Origin of the sequence: Pseudomonas donghuensis, from assembly GCF_000259195.1 — a bacterium.
In the GTDB taxonomy this organism is placed as follows: Bacteria; Pseudomonadota; Gammaproteobacteria; order Pseudomonadales; family Pseudomonadaceae; genus Aquipseudomonas; species Aquipseudomonas donghuensis.
Map to the genome: position 1 here is coordinate 118038 of NZ_JH650767.1, position 17190 is coordinate 135227.

Below are 17190 nucleotides of genomic sequence, written 5' to 3' on the forward strand. Positions count from 1 at the left end.
TCACTCTTATTAGTATGCGCGACTCGCGTGGGGCGAAATCAGGGTGGCGGGGGCTGTGGCCGTGGAGACGAATCAACAAAAGCTCAGCACGCTTTTTATCGGGCAGCGCAGTGCCTTGATCCGCATGCTGTCGCGAGTCGTCGGCTGCGCCAGCCTGGCCGAGGACCTGGCGCAGGAAACCTATCTGAAAGTGGCTAAAGCGCTGAACACCCGACCGATCGAGCATTTGCACCCGTTCCTCTACCAAACCGCCCAGTACCTGGCATTCGATCACTTGCGCAGTCAACGAAGCAAGCGTCGCTTCGAAGACCCGTACGCGGATGAAAACCTTGTGGTGGAAGTGCCGACCAGCGCGCCTGGCCCGGACAGTCACGCCCAGGGCCAGCAACAGTTGCAACAGTTTCAGCAAGTGCTCGCAACCTTACCCAAACGCCAGCAACAAATCCTGATATTGCATAAACTGCATGGCCTTGCCCAAGCTGAGATTGCCCAGCGCCTGCAGGTTTCTCTGAGCACGGTGGAAAAAGACCTACGCAATGCGCTCACTGCCTGCATTAAAGCCACCGACATGCAGACCGCCCATGACTGAAGCATCCCCCCTCCTCATTCCCGGCGAATCGGCCAGAGAGCAGGCAAGCTACTGGTTCGCCCACCGTGCCCAGATCGCCAGTGATCAGGCAACCCGCCAGCGCTTCGAGCAGTGGCGCGGTGCCGATGCAGAACATGACGCAGCCTATGCCGAGCTAGAAGCACTGTGGAACAACCGCGCGTTCGAGCAGGCTCTGCAAAGCCTGGAAGTCGATCTGGGGTTGCCACCCGCGCCTGTCCAGCGCTCCTGGCGACGCCCAATGCGCCAATACCTGGCCACCGCCGCTGCCGTACTGCTGATGCTCGGTGCCGGCTGGATGGCCGATGTGCCGATGCGCTTGCAAGCCGAGCACCTGACCGCCATTGCCCAGGTCGAACACCTGGAGCTGGCTGACGGTTCGCATATCGTCCTGGGCAGCAACAGCGCAATCAGCACCGCGTTTGACGGTCAATCCCGGCATATTCGCTTGCTGCGTGGCGACCTTTACATCGAAGCCTTTCACGACGCCGCGCGCCCGTTGATCATCGATACCGGCGAAGCCAGGGTAACGGTGGTCGGTACTCGCTTCAGCGTCAGCAAGCGTGACAAGCAAGTCACCGTTGCCGTACGCGAAGGCCGGGTACGCTTCGCCAACAACGCCGGTGACAACAACCTGCTGCTGGCCGGTAACTGGCAACAACTCAAGGCCGGGCACCTGCAACCTGCGCACCAGGAAGGCGGCGAACGGCAGATGGCCTGGATCAATGGCCGCCTGTCGTTCCAGGATGCGCCGCTGGCCGACGTTCTCAGCGAGTTGCGCCGCTACTACCCGGCGCCCATCCTGCTGTTCAACAGCACTGCCGCCACTCAGCGCGTCAGCGGCAATTACCAGTTGGATGAGCCCCTGGCGATTGTCCAGGCGCTGAGCAAAGTTACCGCCACACAGGTCACCCGCCTGCCCGGCGGAACCCTTGTGGTTCGCTGAGCGACACCAGCCGATCACACCGGTGAAAAAAGTTTTACGGCTTTCGAGCTTTCAACCCGTCAAGGTTTTTGCGCTTGCAAATAATTCCTATTCAGAACGGGGCTCGCATGCACCTTCCAGCACTCCACCCAACCCACGCCCATAGCATCCTGGCACTGGCCATCTACCTGGCCTGTAGCAACGCCATAGCCGCCGAGATCATCGACACACCGATTGGCAACCAGGTGCTGAGCACCCACGATTTCGCCATTGCCGCACAACCTCTGGCCAACGCCCTCGATCAATTGAGCGAGCAGAGTGGCTTGCAGATCGCCTATTCGGCAGATCTGGCCCAAGGTGTGCAATCGTCCGGTGTCAGTGGCCAGATGACCAGCCAACAAGCGCTGGCCCAACTGCTGGCAGGCACACAGCTGGGCTTCGAGCCCAACGGCGCGAATGCAGTCATGCTCGTGCGCCGCCCTGCCCCGGGTTCGGCACTGGAGCTGGGCGCCACCAGTATTATCAGTAACCAGCTAGGCACGGTTACCGAAGGTACGGGCTCCTATACCCCAGGCACTATCGCCACGGCAACGCGCCTGGTCCTGACACCCCGGCAAACCCCGCAGTCGATCACCGTCATCACTCGCCAGCACATGGATGACTTCGGCCTCAACAACGTTGATGACGTGATGCGCCATACACCCGGTATCACCGTCTCGGCCTTCGACAGCGACCGTACCAACTATTACGCCCGTGGTTTTTCCATCAACAACTTCCAGTACGACGGCATTCCCTCCACCGTACGCAACGTCGCCTATTCGGCGGGCAATACCCTGAGCGACATGGCCATCTATGACCGTGTCGAGGTACTTAAAGGCGCCACAGGACTGTTAACCGGTGCCGGGTCCCTGGGCGCCACCATCAATCTGGTGCGTAAAAAACCCACCGCTGATTTCCAGGGCCACGCCAGCGCCGGGATGGGCTCCTGGGATAACTACCGCAGCGAACTGGACCTCAGCGGGCCCCTGACCGACACCGGCAATGTCCGTGGCCGGGCGGTGGCGGCCTACCAGGACAAGAACTCGTTCATGGACCACTACTCGCGTAAAAGCTCGGTGTACTACGGCATCCTCGAGTTTGATCTGTCACCTGACACGATGTTGACCGTGGGCGGCGATTATCAGGACAGCAACCCCAAAGGCTCGAGCTGGTCGGGGAGCTTCCCGCTGATCAACTCCGCGGGTGGTCACAACAGCGTCTCGCGCTCGTTCAACAACGGCACCGACTGGAGCGGCTGGGAGCAATACACCCGCACCGTGTTCGCCACCCTCGAACATGAGCTGGGCGATGGCTGGGTCACCAAGCTGCAACTGGACCACAAGATCAATGGCTACCATGCCGCGCTTGGCTCGATTCAGTTCGACCAGCCCAAGCCCGATGGCACCGCCAGCATCAACGCGCAGAAGTACACTGGCGAAACCACCAGCGACTCGGCCGATCTCTATGTCAGCGGGCCCTTCACGTTACTGGGGCGCGAGCATGAGCTGGTGCTGGGTGGTTCGATCGGCACCTCGCACTGGAAAGGCAAGGGCTACTGGGACGTGACCCATCGCGGTCCCAACATTGTCGATTTCAATCATTGGAACGGCAATTTCCCAGAGCCTGACTGGGGCCCGGTGTCCCAACGTAGCGATGATGTGGTGCGCCAGACCGGCGCCTACATGACCACCCGGCTGAACCTCAGCGATGACCTGAAAGTCTTTCTTGGCGGTCGCGTCGTGAACTATCACCTGACAGGCCTGAACCCGTCCTACAAGGAGTCGGGACGCTTCGTGCCTTACGTCGGCGCAGTCTATGACCTCAACGACACCTATTCGGTGTACGCCAGCTACACCGACATTTTCATGCCCCAGGAAAGCTGGAACAAAGACCGCGACAGCAAGCTGCTCGAACCGGACGAAGGGCAGAACTACGAGTTGGGCCTGAAGGCGGACTTTTTCGAAGGCCGCCTGAACAGCAGCCTGGCCTACTTCGAGGTGCATGAAGACAACCGCTCCATGCCCGATGATGACTACAACAACCTGCAACCCACGCCACCCAACTATGCCTTCAAAGGCACCCAGGCGGTGACTAAAGGGTATGAGCTGGAGATTTCCGGGGAGCTCAGCCCGGGCTGGCAGTTGCAGGCCGGCTACACCCACAAGATCGTGCGCGATGACAATGATCAAAAGATCTCGACCTTTGAACCGGAGGACCAGGTCAGCCTGTACACCAGCTACAAGCTCAACGGTCGCCTGGAAAACCTGACCGTCGGCGCCGGCGCGCGCTGGCAAAGCGTGGGTTGGCAATCGATCTACAACGCCCCTCTCGGGCATTACCAAGACATCTCCCAGGAGTCCTACTGGCTGGTGGACCTGATGACCCGTTACCAGTTCAGCGAACACCTGTCGGCAACGCTCAACATCAACAACCTTTTCGACAAGTACTACTACACCAACGTCGGTTTCTATAACTCGGCGGCTTATGGTGAGCCACGCAATTTCATGCTGAGCACCCGCTGGGACTTCTGATCCGGGCACATCGCGGTAAACAAAGCCAGCGGACTGATCAAGCCCGCACAAACCGCTGCCTGAGCACGTCACTCAAGGCATCCACCAGCAACACCAGCACCAGCATGGCGATGATCACCGTGCTGGCCTGGGCTTCCTGGAACAGGCTCAGGGTGGTGTAGAGCATCTGCCCCAGGCCACCGGCACCAACAAAACCCAGTACGCTGGCCATGCGGATGTTGTTCTCCCAGCGGTACAGGCTGTAGGCCAGCAACTGCGGCCAGAGGTTGGGCAAGGTGCCGAAGCAGAACGCCGTGACCTGGCTGCCGCCTTGCAGGCGAATGGCCGCAGCCGGTTCTGGCGGGGTGTTTTCCAGCGCTTCGGCGAACAGGCGGCCGAGTACGCCTGAGGTATGCAAGGCCAAGGCCAGCGTGCCGGCATTCGGTCCAAGGCCCGCGGCCAGGACGGTCAAGGCCGCCCACACCAGCTCCGGAATCGCTCGCAATGCGTTGAGCAGCAGGCGCGCTACGCCTTGCAACGGCCAGCCAAAACGCCCGGCTGCCGGCAAGGCCAGCAACAGGCCGAGCACCACCGCAAGCAAGGTACCCAGCCCTGACATCGCCAGGGTTTCCAGTGCGCCTTTGCCAACCGCCCGCAGGTGATCGGGGCTCAGGTCGGGGCTGAGGAATCGCAGCGCGTATGCACCCATCTGCCCTAACCCGCCATCGCCAAACAGCGCCTGCAGATCAAGACTCAAATAAGCGAACGAAGCTGCCACCGCCGCCAACAGCGCCAGCACCAGCGCCGTGTTGACCAACGCTCTCATGCCAGCCTCCCGCGCAGCAGGCGACTGAGCTGGTCGGCCAGCCATACCAGCAGCAGAAACGTCAGCAGCATGCTTGCTACCTCGGCGCCTGCGAACATGCGCATGGACAGGTCGATCTGCTGGCCCAACCCGCCCGCGCCGACAAAGCCCATCACCACCGAGGCACGGATCGCGCATTCCCAGCGGTACACCGTGTAGGACACCAGCTCCGCCGCCGCAGCGGGCAGGATGCCGTAAAAAAACGCGCTCAAGCGGCTGCTGCCGGCCTGCAACAAGGCATGGGCCGGGCGCTGGTCGACCGATTCGAAGATCTCCGCGTAGACCTTGCCAAGCATGCCGCTGTAGGTAATGGCGATGGCCAGCACCCCGGCGGTCGGGCCCAGGCCGACCGCGCGGACGAACAACAGCGCCCAGACGATCTCCGGCACGCTACGCAGGAAGATCAACAAGGCGCGCACCGGCAGACGCAAGGTGCGCGACCAGAAGCCCAGGCGCCCGCCCCGTGAGGCAGCGCGCAACGACAGCGCCCGGCTGGCCAGCAGGCTGGCCGGGATCGCCAGCAGCAAGGCCAGGGTCATGCCGGCGGTAGCCACTGCCAGGGTCTGCAAGGTGGCATCCAAAAGCAGCCGAAGGAAGTCAGGCTCATGGGCCGGCGGCCAGAAGGCGCTGAGGAAAGTGGCCATCTCCCGGCGGTTGTCGGCCTGCAGCAATACGCCGGGGTTCAGTTCGCTGAGGCGGATGCCCGGCCACAACAGGGCAATCGCCAGCAGCGCCAGCAGCACCCTGGGCAGTGCCGCCGGGTCGCGGCTATCGACCTTCAGCATCGGGGAATCTGCAGGTTCAACGCTGGCAGCGGTAGCGGCGGCGACACCAGATGTTCGTTGGCATACAAGCCATCGAGCATGTCGCTGGAGACCTCGCTCGCCGGGCGATCAAAGACGATCCGCCCTTCTCGAACACCAATCACCCGCGGGAAATGCGCCAGCGCCAGCTCTACCGCATGCAGGCTGGCGATCAGGGTCACGCCGCGCTCATTGGCATGCTGGTTGAGGGTTTTCAGGCTGTGTTCGGCCAGCACCGGGTCCATGGCCGAAACCGGCTCGTCAGCCAGCAGAATCTGTGGTTGCTGATACAGTGCCCGGGCAATGCCGACCCGCTGCAACTGGCCACCGGACAGTTGCCCGCACTGGACAAAAATCTTCTCGGCCATGCCCAGGCTCGTCAGCACTTCGCGTACACCCGGAACGTCCGCCGGGTGCAGCAGATTGAGCAGCCCGCGCAAGGTGCTCCACTGCCCCAGGCGCCCGGCCAGCACCGCCGTCACCACCCGCTGGCGCGGTGGCAGCGGCGGCGCCTGATGGATCAGGCCGATGCGCGCGCGCAGGCGCTGACGCGCCCCGGCCGACAAGCGCCAGGGCGCCACATCGAGCAGCTCGACGGCGCCGGTACTGGGGGCCAGGGCAGTGCCCAGCAACTGCAACAGGCTCGACTTGCCCGCCCCCGAAGGGCCGATGATCGCCACCCGCTCGCCGGCGCCAATCTGCAGGTCGATGCCGTGCAGGGCCTGGACCTGGCCATGGCGCAGGCTGGCGCCGGTCAAACGGATGGTCATTTCAGCAGTTCGGCGGCGCGCGCGGCCTCTTCGATGCCCTTGTAGTTGTCCGGGCTGGTTTCGATAAAGCGGCTGGCGGCCTGCAGGTCGAGGATGGCCTTGTCGGCGGGCTTGGCCGGATCGAGGTCGAGGAACGCCTGTTTGATCTTGTCTTTCAGCGCCGGGTCGAGGCTGCCGCGCACGGTCCAGTTGTAATCGAAGTAGCTTGGGGTGGTGGCGAACACCTTCACCTTATTGGTATCGACCTTGCCCGAGGCCACCAGCTTTTCCCAGACGCTGGCGTTGAGTACCCCACCGTCGGCCTTGCCGGCCTGGACCCACGCCGCCGTAGCATCGTGGGCACCGGAATAGGCGACGCGGCTGAAGTAAGTTTCAGGCTTGATGCCATCCTTGAGCATGAAGTAGCGCGGCATCAGGCTGCCCGAGGTGGACGAAATGGAACCGAAGGCAAAGGTCTTGCCCTTGAGATCGGCGAGGCTCTTCACATCCGGGTTGGCGGTGATGAATTTGCTGGTGAACTTGGCGTCCTGTTCACGCTGTACCAAAGGCGTGGCTGTCGGATCCTTGAGGTGCACCTGCACGAAAGTGAAACCGCCCAGCCAGGCCATATCCAGCTTGTTGGCGACCAGCGACTCGACCACCGCCGGGTAGTCTGCCACCGGCACGAACTCGACTTTCATCCCCAGCTTCTGCTCCAGATACTCACCCAACGGCTTGAACTTACGCAGCAGTTCGGTGGGCGCTTCGTCAGGGATCGCGCTGACCCGCAGGGTATCGGCCGCCTGGGCCAGGTAAGACGTGCAGGACAATAGCAGACCGGCAAACAGCGCCAGGGGACGTTTGAGCATGGGGATTCTCCGGTTCAATAGCGGGGAAAGGGCCGGTACGGGCCACCCCGGAAATTATAAGAGGCATCGGCGCAAAGGCCAGCTTTGCTACACTCGGGCCTTGACGATTTTTCGAGGTGCGTATGAGCGAAACGATTCGCCTGACCCAGTACAGCCACGGTGCCGGCTGTGGCTGCAAGATCTCTCCGAAGATGCTCGAGGTGATTCTCGCCGAAAGCGGTACCCAGGCGCTGGACCCGAAACTCTGGGTCGGCAACGCTTCGCGCGATGACGCGGCAGTTTACGCCCTCGATGACGAACGCGGTGTGGTTTCGACCACCGACTTCTTCATGCCGATCGTCGATGACCCCTATGACTTCGGCCGCATTGCCGCCACCAACGCCATCAGCGATATCTACGCCATGGGCGGCGACCCGCTGATGGCCATCGCCATTCTCGGCTGGCCGGTCAATGTGCTGGCCCCGGAAGTGGCCCGTGAAGTGATCCGCGGCGGCCGTGCCGTGTGCGCAGAGGCCGGCATTCCCCTGGCTGGCGGCCACTCCATCGACGCCCCCGAGCCGATCTTTGGCCTGGCGGTAACCGGCGTGGTGCAAAAGCGTCACATGAAGCGTAACGACACCGCCACGGCAGGTTGCCGTCTGTACCTGACCAAACCCTTGGGTATCGGCATCCTCACCACCGCCGAGAAAAAGGCCAAGCTGCGCGATCAGGACAAGGGCCTGGCCCGCGACTGGATGTGCACCCTGAACACCCCCGGCAGCCGCTTCGGCAAGCTGGCCGCGGTCAAGGCCATGACCGACGTCACCGGCTTCGGCCTGCTTGGCCACCTGGTGGAGTTGGCCGACGGCAGCGGCCTGAGCGCACGCCTGAACTACAACGCGGTGCCCCGCCTGCCGAGCGTCGAGCATTACCTGGCCGAAGGCTGCGTGCCCGGCGGAACCCTGCGCAACTTCGACAGCTACGGCGACAAGATCGCGCCCCTGAGCGATGAGCAGAAGCACCTGCTGTGCGATCCACAAACCAGCGGCGGGCTGCTGGTGGCGGTGACCCCGGAAGGTGAAACGGAGTTTCTCGCCGTCGCCGCCGAACTGGGCCTGAACCTGGCGCCGATCGGCGAACTGGTGGAGCGACAGAGCCATGCGGTTGAGGTGCTTTGATGCGCGACAACTGCACCGACTACCGCCAGCTGTTTCTCAACGATGTAGCCATGATGGACCTGCGCGCCCCGGTCGAATTCACCAAGGGCGCCTTCCCCAATGTCAGCAACCTGCCGCTGATGAACGACCTTGAGCGGCAAAAGGTCGGCACCTGCTACAAGCAGCAGGGCCAGCAGGCCGCCATCGCCCTCGGCCATCAACTGGTCAGCGGCCAGACCAAGGACCAGCGCATTGCCGCCTGGGCCGCGTTCGCCCGGGCCAACCCAGAAGGTTACCTCTACTGCTTTCGCGGTGGCCTGCGTTCGCAGATCGTCCAGCAGTGGCTCAAGGCTGAAGCCGGCATCGACTATCCGAAAGTGGTCGGCGGCTACAAGGCAATGCGCACGTTCCTGATCGAGACCACCCGGCAGGCCGTGGCGGAGTGCGACTTCGTGCTGATCGGCGGCCTCACCGGTACCGGCAAGACCGAAGTGCTACAACTGCTGGATAACACCATTGACCTGGAAGGCCACGCCAACCACCGCGGTTCCAGCTTTGGCAAGCGCGCCACCGGCCAGCCGGGGCAGATTGACTTCGAGAACGGCCTGGCCATCGATGTGCTGAAGAAACGCGCCCGGGGCATCGAGCAGTTTGTGCTGGAAGATGAGGGCCGCATCGTCGGCAGCTGCACGGTGCCGCTAGAGCTGTACCAGGGCATGCAGGGTTACCCGCTGGTGTGGCTGGAAGACAGCTTTGACAACCGCGTCGAGCGGATTCTCGGCGATTACGTGATCAACCTGTGCGCCGAGTTCGTTGCCCTGCACGGTGATGAAAACGGCTTCAGGCTGTTTGCCGAACGCCTGACCCGGAGCATGGCCAATATCCTCAAACGCCTGGGCGGCGAGCGCTACCAGCGACTGTCGGCGTTGCTCCAGCAAGCGCTACAGGAACAACTGCGCAGTGGCGCGGTGGAGCTGCACCGCGCCTGGATCAGCGGCCTGCTCAGCGAATACTATGACCCGATGTACGCCTACCAGCGCGACAGCAAGGCCCAGCGCATCGAGTTTGCCGGCGATCAGCGCGAAGTGCGCGAGTACCTGCGCGAGCGCGCCGCCCGGCGCTGATCTCAGGGCTGCAGCAATGCCTGCAGTTCGTCTGCCCGGTCCCGGGTGCTGCCGAGGATGCACCCGGCGCCATTGAGCTGGTCGATAGTGCCGCCGGTGGGGCTGTAATACAGGTTGCAGTTGGCGTCGCGGTACTTGATCCAGGCCCGCTGAGCCTCACGCAGCTGGGTTTGCTGAGGGCCTTCGAGAGCGGCCATGGCCTTTTTGTAGGCGCTGTTGAGGCGGCTGTCCTGGCGCTTGATCTCGGCGCCGTTGCAGTTGTTCATGGCCAGGGTGGACTCGGCGGTTTTCATGCAGGCTGTGTAGGCCGGGGAGTACTCGTCCTGGGCCTGGGCTATTGAGGAACCACAGACCCATAGGCCGATGAGCAAAAATGGGCGGTTCATGCGGCGGACTCCGTCTTGGGTGGGCGCGGGCTGATCGTGGTCGGCATGCTAGATGGCGCCCTTGTCGATCTGGACCGGCGTCGGTGGCTCGATCATTTTCTTTAGCTGAAAGTGCAGGCTAGGCGTCTGGATCGCGTAGACGATGGCAATGTTGAGCACGATTGCCAGGCCGCCATCAAGCCAGTGCCAACCCGGCATCTGCGCGCCTTTGACCCCCTGTCGGCACCACCAGGCCTGCGCTACGCAGAAGAAGCCGATCGATAGCAGCCAGACGTAATAACCGGGGCCGAAGCCTGTGACGTCGAGAAAACTGTAGCTGTGATTGTCTGGCAGACGCTCGACTTGCAGCGCGCTGAGTGCCAGGTACAGCGCGCCAAGGCCAAGCACCAGGGCCAGCCAGCGCCAACGCCGGTGCATCAGGATCGCCAGCCCCAGCAACGGGTTGGCAAACCAGCCGTAGATCTGCATGACAATGCCCCAAGGCCCGAGCAGCAGCACCTGCAAAGCATGCAGAGAGCCGTCAGCCGACAGGTAGATGGCTTTGAAGCACAGGCTCAACAGGTACAACGCCAGGGTGATTGCAACGTAGAAACGGGCCATCAGTTGCCTCCGCACTCAATGCACGGTACCTGCTCGGGGACCGACCGAAACGGCACTTTACTCCAGGGCGTGAATGCCAGCGGCACACTGACTACGATGCCAGCGACCAGCACCCAGCCCGGCCAGCCCAGCAGCGGTACCCTGCTGCTACCCGCAGGTTCCCGGCGGTAGCGCCACTGGCCAAGGATGAACAGCACCATCGCCAGCAACCACACGTAGTAGCCGATCAGCAGCCCCGGACCGTTGGGCGAATCGGGTACCGGGGTCAAGTTGAACCAGCCCAGCGGCACCATCGAGCCACTGAGCAACAGCGCAGCGCACCCCAGGTACAGGGCCACCCGTGGTTGTTTGCGGTGCATCACCAGGGCGGCGAAATACAGCGGATTGGCATACCAGAAGGCGCCGCCCAAGACCCCCAGGGCCAGGGCGTGCATGCCACGCATCACATCGTGCTCACGGGCACAAGCCTCAAGGAACAGGCAGGTCAGGTAGCAGGCGAGGCTGAGGGTCAGGTAGTTCAGGGGCACCAGTAAATCCATTTGGCTGGTCAAAGAGCGCGCGACAATAGCGCAGACTGCGCTGCCGCGCTTGAGTATTCAACCTTCCATTGGCGCCTGATCGAGCAGCAGCCCGTATAGCCCCGAGTCCGACAGCTCACCGGCGACACACCAGCGCTGGCGCAGCACCCCTTCGAGCACAAAGCCCTGACGCTCCAGGGTGCGTGCCGAACCGTGGTTGCGCGGGTCGATTTCGGCCTCCAGGCGCCGCAAGTGCAGGCCGTGAGCCAGGTAGTCAATGAAACAGGTCAGCGCCTCGTCCATGAAACCACGGCCTTGGGCAGCACTGGCCAGGCAGTAGCCGATTTCCCCGCGGCGCGAAGTGGGCTCCAGGTTGAACAATTGGCTCATGCCGATCAGTTCGCTGTTGTCGCGCCGATAGATGCCCAGCTTCAGCATCTGCCCAGCGGCATAAGCGGCGCGGTCTTCGGCCAATGCCGCCCGTGCCTCGGTCAGCGCTTGCCAGGGACGGTGGTGCCAGTAACGCATGACCTGCGGGTCGGCCATGATGGCAAACCATGCGTCGGCATCCTCGAGCACCATCGGGCGCAGTTGCAAGCGCGGGCTTTCCAGGCACAGGTCAGCGGGAAAACTGTACATGCGGGTCACGCGGGACCTCCTGTCCGATTCATGAACCCGCCAGTGTACCCCTCAAGCCGCGCCTCAGGCGACTTCAGCGCCCTCGTCCGGCCAGATCGGTTCGTTGGCCTCGAGCGGTGGCAGCCCATAGGCGGCGCGGGCCGCATCGCAGCTGGGGTTGGCTTCGCCATTGACCCAGGCCGCGTCGAACTCCCGGCACGGGCTGGAGCGTTGTTCATACAAGGTGCAGCTCACACCTTTGCCGATCTCGCCTTCGAGCCCGATGCAGCGACAGGGCTTGCTGTCGGTGCCGATCATCGCCACGCGGCTGGGGCTGATCTGGACCACCAGATCGTCGGGCACGACACCACCCGCCGACGTGCACTCACCCCAGAAGAAAGACACACGGAAATACCCGCAGCAGGCGCCGCAGTTCAAACAAGGATTATGTTCGGACATGATCAGAAGGGGGGGAGGTTGATTATCGTTATAGGGAGAAACCCGCCGCCATTCTATGCTTTGCCGGATGTTTGAGAAGGGGGGTATTGCAGAAATAAATCGCCGCTGACGGACGGTTGTTTCGCTGCGGCAATCCCGCTCCCACTGTAGGAGCGGGATTGACCCGCGATGGCCTGTACGCTTATTTCTGGGCCGGCTTGCTGCCCACACCATCAGCCCTGAACATCTGCCGGATGCCGCGCACCGCCTGACGGATGCGGTCCTGGTTCTCGATCAGGGCAAAGCGCACATGGTCGTCGCCATAATCACCAAAGCCGATGCCCGGCGACACGCAGACCTTGGCCTCGGCCAGCAGCTTCTTGGAAAACTCCAGCGACCCCAGGTGCGCGTACTCTTCGGGGATTTTCGCCCAGACGTACATCGACGCCTTGGGGTTCTCGACCATCCAGCCCAACTCGTGCAGGCCCTTGACCAGCACGTTGCGACGCTGGCGATACTGCTCGGCGATATCGAGCACACACTGCTGATCGCCTTCCAGCGCGGCAATGGCCGCGACCTGCAGCGGGGTGAAGGTGCCGTAGTCGTGGTAGCTCTTGATGCGTGCCAGGGCGCTGACCAGCTCGGGGTTGCCGACCATGAAGCCGATCCGCCAGCCGGCCATGTTGTAGCTCTTGGACAGGGTGAAGAACTCCACGGCAATGTCCTTGGCCCCCGGCACCTGCATGATCGACGGTGCTTTCCAGCCGTCGTAGACGATGTCGGCGTAGGCCAGGTCGTGGATCACCAGCACGTCGTACTGCTTGGCCAGGGCCACCACCCGTTCGAAGAAGTCCAGCTCGACGCACTGCGCGGTCGGGTTGGAGGGAAAGCCAAGGATCATCATCTTCGGTTTCGGGATGGTTTCGCGGATTGCCCGCTCCAGCTCGTTGAAGAAATCCACCCCCGGAATCAACGGCACCGAACGCACCTGGGCACCGGCTATCACCGCCCCGTAGATGTGAATCGGGTAGCTGGGGTTGGGCACCAGCACGGTGTCGCCATGGTCAAGGGTGGCGAGCATCAGGTGCGCCAGGCCTTCCTTGGAGCCGATGGTGACAATAGCTTCGCTTTCCGGGTCGATCTCGACCTCGTAGCGGTCCTTGTACCAGCGCGAGATCGCCCGGCGCAGGCGTGGGATACCGCGGGAAGTCGAGTAGCCGTGGGTGTCTTCACGCTGGGCGACCTGCACCAGTTTCTCGACGATGTGCGGCGGCGTGGCGCCGTCGGGGTTGCCCATGCTCAGGTCGATGATGTCCTCGCCACGACGGCGCGCGGCCATCTTGAGCTCGGCAGTGATGTTGAAGACGTAGGGGGGGAGACGATCAATGCGCGCAAAGCGGCGCGGCGAACCTTGGTCAGCCATGGCTTCCTCGAAGACGTAAGCGCCCGGAACCGTCCGAGCGACGTTGGCCACTGCGGTGGCCGAGGCAAACCATAGAGCCTTTGCCCGCCGGGTGTCCAGTAACTGCAGAAAAATACCTCGCCAAGCCTTTCTTTTGCATTACAGTCCTGACACCATAATGAGAATCATTTGTATCACATTTATTAATTAGCCAGCATTCAAAGGAACTGCAATGCTTCCCCCCCTCCCCCAGCACCTCCCGTTCACACCGACACTTCTTGCCATCGCGCTATGTGCCGCCAGTGCCGGGCTGCACGCAGCCACGCCAGAAGACGACACTGAACCTGTCGACGTTCATCACCATCATGTGTGGGAACTTGGCGAAACCCAGGTCATCAGTAACCAGCTGGGGACCATCACCGAAGGCAACGGCAGTTACACCCCGGGCACCATCGCCACTGCCACCCGCCTGGTGTTGACCCCCAAGCAGACTCCGCAGTCGATCTCGGTGGTCACCCGCCAGTTCATGGATGACTTCAATCTCAACGCCATCGACGAGGTGATGCGCCATACACCGGGCATCACGGTATCGAGACTGGACAGCGAGCGCACCACCTACTATTCCCGTGGCTATTCGATCCAGAACTACCAGTACGACGGCATTCCCACCCTGGATAACGGCGTCAACGCCGCCGGCAACAACCTCAGCGACACTGCCATCTACGACCGCATCGAGGTAATCAAGGGCGCCAACGGCCTGCTTTCCGGTGCCGGCAAACCTGGTGCAGCGATCAACTTCGTACGCAAGAAACCCACCGCCGACTTCAATGCCCATATCGGCGCCAGCGGTGGCTCCTGGGACAACTACCGCAACGAGCTCGATGTCTCTGGCGCACTCAACGACAGCGCCAGCGTGCGGGCTCGGGCCGTGGCCGCCTTCCAGGACAAACACTCGTTCCAGGATCACTATGAACGCAAGACCAGCGTCTACTACGGCATTGTCGAAATGGACCTGGATGACGACACCCTGCTGACGTTGGGCGCCGACTACCAGGACAACGACCCCAGGGGCTCCAGTTGGGCGGCCATCCCGATATTCAACAGCGATGGCAACCTGAACAAGGTTTCGCGTTCGTTCAATCCGGGGGCGCAGTGGAGCCGTTGGGAGCAATACACCCGTACCGCATTTGCCAGCCTGGAACGGCACTTTGCCAGCGACTGGGTCGCCAAGTTCGAGCTGAGCCACAAGCTCAACGGTTACCACGCAAGGCTCGGCTCTCTCAGCGGCGGTGCCCCCAACCCTCGCACGGGCAGCGGCAGCGCCCTGTACTCGGGCAAGTTCACCGGCGAAACCAAAACCGACACCGCAGAGCTCTATGCCACCGGCCCTTTCGAGCTGTTCGGGCGCGAGCACGAGTTGGTGGTCGGCACCAGCTATTCGCGGGCCAGGTTCGATGCCAAGGCCTATGACGCGGCGGCGGGTTACAACAACCGGGTCGACAACTTCTACACCTGGAACGGCAACATTGCCGAACCGGACTGGAAGCTGTCGCGCACCGACGACCTGACCACCCGCCAGACTGCCAGCTACATCACTGCGCGTTTCAAGCCCACTGATGATCTGGCACTGATCCTCGGGAGCCGGTTTGCCAACTTCACCCGCTCCGGCGACAGCGATCAGAAGGAAAGCGGACGCGCCGTGCCTTACGCGGGCGTGGTCTACGATCTCAATCCGACCTACGCCGTCTATGCCAGCTACACCAGCATTTTCAACCCGCAGTCCAGCCAGGATCGCTTTGGCAAGACCCTGGAGCCCAACGAGGGCGACAACTATGAAGTCGGTCTGAAGGGCGAATGGTTCGACGGGCGCCTCAATGCCAGCCTGGCCTACTTCGAGATCCATGAAGACAACCGCGCCGAACAGGACCGCAGCGGGCAACCGTCACAGGTTCTGAGCCCCTATGTGGCGACCAAGGCCAAGTCCAAAGGCTACGAAGCGGAGATTTCCGGGGAACTGGCCCGCGGCTGGCAGGTGCAGGCCGGTTATACCCACAAGGTCATTCGCGATGACGATGGCGACAAGATCTCTACCTGGGAACCGGAGGACCAGGTCAGCCTGTTCACCAGCTACAAGCTGCCCGGCGAGCTGGAGCGCATGACCGTTGGGGGTGGCGCGCGCTGGCAGGGCAAGTCATGGCAAGCGGTGAACAACCCGGTTCGCGGCCGGGAAGACTACACCCAGGAAGCCTACTGGCTGGTCGACCTGATGACCCGGTATCAGTTCACCGACAGCCTCTGCGGCCAGGTCAACCTGAACAACCTGTTCGACAAGAAGTACTTCACCAACGTCGGCTTCTATAACTCCTACTACTACGGCGACCCACGCAACGTGAGTGTCAGCGCTCGCTACGATTTCTAAGCCATGTCTCAGCGAATTTCCTGGTAGGAAGATGCCTGCCAGGTGATAGGCGCTGCCAACCCGGCAGGCGGCATCAAGGTGCCGCCCTTCACCGCAGAGAAGCCAGCGCCCTGGCTGCCCAGCGAAACAGCCCGCTCGCCCTTCTCCGACTCGGTCAGCACGGTGTAGGAATGCGTGCGCATTGCCTGGTACTTGCTGTCGTCGCGCGCGAGCACCTGGTGATAGGCCTGCAGGTCGCGCTCGCCGAGGTTGAGCATTTTCTGCAGTTTCACTCCCCAACGGGTCAGGCACACTTCAGCAAAATGGCGAACGATCAGGCCCGGCTCGGCCAGCACCTTGCCACCGGCGGCACCATCGGCTGCAGCATTGCCCACCAGAGTGGCATGGCGCCCGGGCATCGGGTAGACATGGCAACGGGTGCTGGCATGGGTCTTGGGGATCACGCAGGAGAAACCTTTGGAGCGTTCGTCGCGGGAGAAGAAGCCAACGTACTGCTTGACGTTTTCGCCCAGTTGCACCCGGTGGTGGTCGAAGTTGCCAATGCCTGGTACCGGATCGATGGCGAAAATATTCACCGCAAGCTTCTTCAACTCACTATCGCCAAGCAGGGCATTGGCCAGCATGTGACAGCTGACGCCGCCTCGGCTCCACCCCACCAGGTTGACCTGGGTGGGGATGATGCCGTCCTTGCGAAATTGCTTGATGATCTGCTCCTGGAGCATTTGCGGCGTAATCTTGCGGTTGCCGTAGTTGTAGGTGCGCCAGAACCAGGAAGCCGTTGCCGTCGAGTTGGGGATTGGGACGCCAGCGGCTTTCAGGCGCTGATACTCCTCCTCACTCAGTTCCGTGCGCTGCCAGTTGCTCTCGCCCTTGATGATCTGCAGTGCATGCTGGACATTTTCCTCCCAGCCTTTGCCAAACAGGGTCTGGTTCCAGTTGTAGTAGCCACCTGGCTCCACGAACAACTCATCGGCCTGCAGGTTGCCACTGCCTGGGCCGTCGACGGCAATCCAGTGGGCATACTCCTTGCCCTGGTCGTTGGAGGCCAGGGTCGAAACCAGCTCGCCATTCCAGAAGTTGGGGTTCTTGTCGTCGAAACGATGAGAGCCGGTGCCACAAAAGTAAACGGTCAAAATGCTCATGTCATGATCCTGTCAGGTTGAGGACCAGCACACGCTATTG

17 protein-coding genes are annotated in these 17190 nt (G+C 62.2%); 6 read left to right on the top strand and 11 right to left on the bottom strand.

Going from position 1 to position 17190, the window contains the following annotated elements:
* Positions 1-61: 61 nt before the first annotated feature.
* From UW3_RS0115845 to UW3_RS0115855, 3 genes are all read left to right on the top strand, one after another.
* Positions 62-589 carry an RNA polymerase sigma factor gene (locus UW3_RS0115845; RefSeq protein ID WP_026001351.1) on the top strand — a complete coding sequence of 176 codons (528 nt, stop codon included), beginning with the start codon at positions 62-64 and terminating at the stop codon, positions 587-589.
* Positions 582-1553: a FecR family protein gene (locus UW3_RS0115850; RefSeq protein WP_010223493.1), complete on the top strand. Its 972-nt coding sequence runs from the start codon at positions 582-584 to the stop codon at positions 1551-1553. Before UW3_RS0115845 ends, UW3_RS0115850 begins: the two co-directional genes overlap by 8 nt.
* A gap of 107 nt (positions 1554-1660) precedes the next feature.
* The gene (locus UW3_RS0115855; RefSeq protein ID WP_010223494.1) at positions 1661-4102 is read left to right on the top strand and encodes a TonB-dependent siderophore receptor; all 2442 of its coding nucleotides are present in this window, start codon (positions 1661-1663) and stop codon (positions 4100-4102) included.
* A 37-nt stretch (positions 4103-4139) separates the two neighbouring features.
* Here UW3_RS0115855 and phnE read toward each other — a convergent pair whose 3' ends face one another.
* Genes phnE through UW3_RS0115875 form a run of 4 tightly spaced genes read right to left on the bottom strand, consistent with a single transcriptional unit; the run spans position 4140 to position 7367 of the window.
* A complete protein-coding gene (gene phnE, locus UW3_RS0115860) occupies positions 4140-4907 on the bottom strand; it encodes a phosphonate ABC transporter, permease protein PhnE (RefSeq protein WP_010223495.1) in 768 nt (255 codons plus the stop codon).
* Complete coding sequence (locus UW3_RS0115865) at positions 4904-5731, bottom strand: PhnE/PtxC family ABC transporter permease (protein WP_010223496.1); 828 nt, start codon at positions 5729-5731, stop codon at positions 4904-4906. The genes phnE and UW3_RS0115865 overlap by 4 nt, the downstream gene beginning before the upstream one ends.
* Positions 5725-6519, bottom strand: a complete 795-nt coding sequence (locus tag UW3_RS0115870; protein WP_010223497.1) for a phosphonate ABC transporter ATP-binding protein — start codon at positions 6517-6519, stop codon at positions 5725-5727. The genes UW3_RS0115865 and UW3_RS0115870 overlap by 7 nt, the downstream gene beginning before the upstream one ends.
* Positions 6516-7367 carry a putative selenate ABC transporter substrate-binding protein gene (locus UW3_RS0115875; RefSeq protein WP_010223498.1) on the bottom strand — a complete coding sequence of 284 codons (852 nt, stop codon included), beginning with the start codon at positions 7365-7367 and terminating at the stop codon, positions 6516-6518. Before UW3_RS0115875 ends, UW3_RS0115870 begins: the two co-directional genes overlap by 4 nt.
* Before the next feature lie 122 nt (positions 7368-7489).
* Here UW3_RS0115875 and selD point away from each other — a divergent pair, with 122 nt between their 5' ends.
* Both selD and mnmH read left to right on the top strand, forming a co-directional pair.
* Positions 7490-8524: a selenide, water dikinase SelD gene (selD, locus tag UW3_RS0115880; RefSeq protein WP_010223499.1), complete on the top strand. Its 1035-nt coding sequence runs from the start codon at positions 7490-7492 to the stop codon at positions 8522-8524.
* Positions 8524-9627 carry a tRNA 2-selenouridine(34) synthase MnmH gene (mnmH, locus tag UW3_RS0115885; protein ID WP_010223500.1) on the top strand — a complete coding sequence of 368 codons (1104 nt, stop codon included), beginning with the start codon at positions 8524-8526 and terminating at the stop codon, positions 9625-9627. The genes selD and mnmH overlap by 1 nt, the downstream gene beginning before the upstream one ends.
* Positions 9628-9629: 2 nt before the next feature.
* Here the strand turns inward: mnmH and UW3_RS0115890 are convergent, their stop codons facing one another.
* The 6 genes from UW3_RS0115890 to alaC all read right to left on the bottom strand — a co-directional run bounded on the left by UW3_RS0115890 (position 9630) and on the right by alaC (position 13610).
* Entirely contained in the window at positions 9630-10013 is a 384-nt protein-coding gene (locus UW3_RS0115890) for a lysozyme inhibitor LprI family protein (protein ID WP_010223501.1), read from the bottom strand.
* Between the two features lie 48 nt (positions 10014-10061).
* Positions 10062-10613 carry a hypothetical protein gene (locus UW3_RS0115895; RefSeq protein WP_010223502.1) on the bottom strand — a complete coding sequence of 184 codons (552 nt, stop codon included), beginning with the start codon at positions 10611-10613 and terminating at the stop codon, positions 10062-10064.
* Complete coding sequence (locus UW3_RS0115900) at positions 10613-11140, bottom strand: hypothetical protein (protein ID WP_148276801.1); 528 nt, start codon at positions 11138-11140, stop codon at positions 10613-10615. The genes UW3_RS0115895 and UW3_RS0115900 overlap by 1 nt, the downstream gene beginning before the upstream one ends.
* Before the next feature lie 69 nt (positions 11141-11209).
* The gene (locus tag UW3_RS0115905) at positions 11210-11779 is read right to left on the bottom strand and encodes a GNAT family N-acetyltransferase (protein ID WP_026001352.1); all 570 of its coding nucleotides are present in this window, start codon (positions 11777-11779) and stop codon (positions 11210-11212) included.
* 54 nt (positions 11780-11833) lie between these two features.
* Positions 11834-12208: a YkgJ family cysteine cluster protein gene (locus tag UW3_RS0115910; protein ID WP_010223505.1), complete on the bottom strand. Its 375-nt coding sequence runs from the start codon at positions 12206-12208 to the stop codon at positions 11834-11836.
* 181 nt (positions 12209-12389) lie between these two features.
* Complete coding sequence (gene alaC, locus UW3_RS0115915; protein ID WP_010223506.1) at positions 12390-13610, bottom strand: alanine transaminase; 1221 nt, start codon at positions 13608-13610, stop codon at positions 12390-12392.
* A gap of 211 nt (positions 13611-13821) precedes the next feature.
* Between alaC and UW3_RS0115920 the strand changes: the two genes are divergently transcribed.
* Complete coding sequence (locus UW3_RS0115920) at positions 13822-16008, top strand: TonB-dependent siderophore receptor (RefSeq protein ID WP_081492802.1); 2187 nt, start codon at positions 13822-13824, stop codon at positions 16006-16008.
* An 8-nt stretch (positions 16009-16016) separates the two neighbouring features.
* Here the strand turns inward: UW3_RS0115920 and UW3_RS0115925 are convergent, their stop codons facing one another.
* Positions 16017-17150, bottom strand: coding sequence for a hypothetical protein (locus UW3_RS0115925; protein WP_010223508.1), 1134 nt, complete (start codon positions 17148-17150; stop codon positions 16017-16019).
* Positions 17151-17190: the final 40 nt, after the last annotated feature.

What these genes read in the sequence shown, in the direction of transcription:
- UW3_RS0115850 (WP_010223493.1), top strand. Translation starts at nt 582, where the DNA reads ATGACTGAAGCATCCCCCCTCCTCATTCCCGGCGAATCGGCCAGAGAG.
- UW3_RS0115855 (WP_010223494.1), top strand. Translation starts at nt 1,661, where the DNA reads ATGCACCTTCCAGCACTCCACCCAACCCACGCCCATAGCATCCTGGCA.
- phnE (WP_010223495.1), bottom strand. Translation starts at nt 4,907, where the DNA reads ATGAGAGCGTTGGTCAACACGGCGCTGGTGCTGGCGCTGTTGGCGGCG.
- UW3_RS0115865 (WP_010223496.1), bottom strand. Translation starts at nt 5,731, where the DNA reads ATGCTGAAGGTCGATAGCCGCGACCCGGCGGCACTGCCCAGGGTGCTG.
- UW3_RS0115870 (WP_010223497.1), bottom strand. Translation starts at nt 6,519, where the DNA reads ATGACCATCCGTTTGACCGGCGCCAGCCTGCGCCATGGCCAGGTCCAG.
- UW3_RS0115875 (WP_010223498.1), bottom strand. Translation starts at nt 7,367, where the DNA reads ATGCTCAAACGTCCCCTGGCGCTGTTTGCCGGTCTGCTATTGTCCTGC.
- selD (WP_010223499.1), top strand. Translation starts at nt 7,490, where the DNA reads ATGAGCGAAACGATTCGCCTGACCCAGTACAGCCACGGTGCCGGCTGT.
- mnmH (WP_010223500.1), top strand. Translation starts at nt 8,524, where the DNA reads ATGCGCGACAACTGCACCGACTACCGCCAGCTGTTTCTCAACGATGTA.
- UW3_RS0115890 (WP_010223501.1), bottom strand. Translation starts at nt 10,013, where the DNA reads ATGAACCGCCCATTTTTGCTCATCGGCCTATGGGTCTGTGGTTCCTCA.
- UW3_RS0115895 (WP_010223502.1), bottom strand. Translation starts at nt 10,613, where the DNA reads ATGGCCCGTTTCTACGTTGCAATCACCCTGGCGTTGTACCTGTTGAGC.
- UW3_RS0115910 (WP_010223505.1), bottom strand. Translation starts at nt 12,208, where the DNA reads ATGTCCGAACATAATCCTTGTTTGAACTGCGGCGCCTGCTGCGGGTAT.
- alaC (WP_010223506.1), bottom strand. Translation starts at nt 13,610, where the DNA reads ATGGCTGACCAAGGTTCGCCGCGCCGCTTTGCGCGCATTGATCGTCTC.
- UW3_RS0115920 (WP_081492802.1), top strand. Translation starts at nt 13,822, where the DNA reads ATGCTTCCCCCCCTCCCCCAGCACCTCCCGTTCACACCGACACTTCTT.
- UW3_RS0115925 (WP_010223508.1), bottom strand. Translation starts at nt 17,150, where the DNA reads ATGAGCATTTTGACCGTTTACTTTTGTGGCACCGGCTCTCATCGTTTC.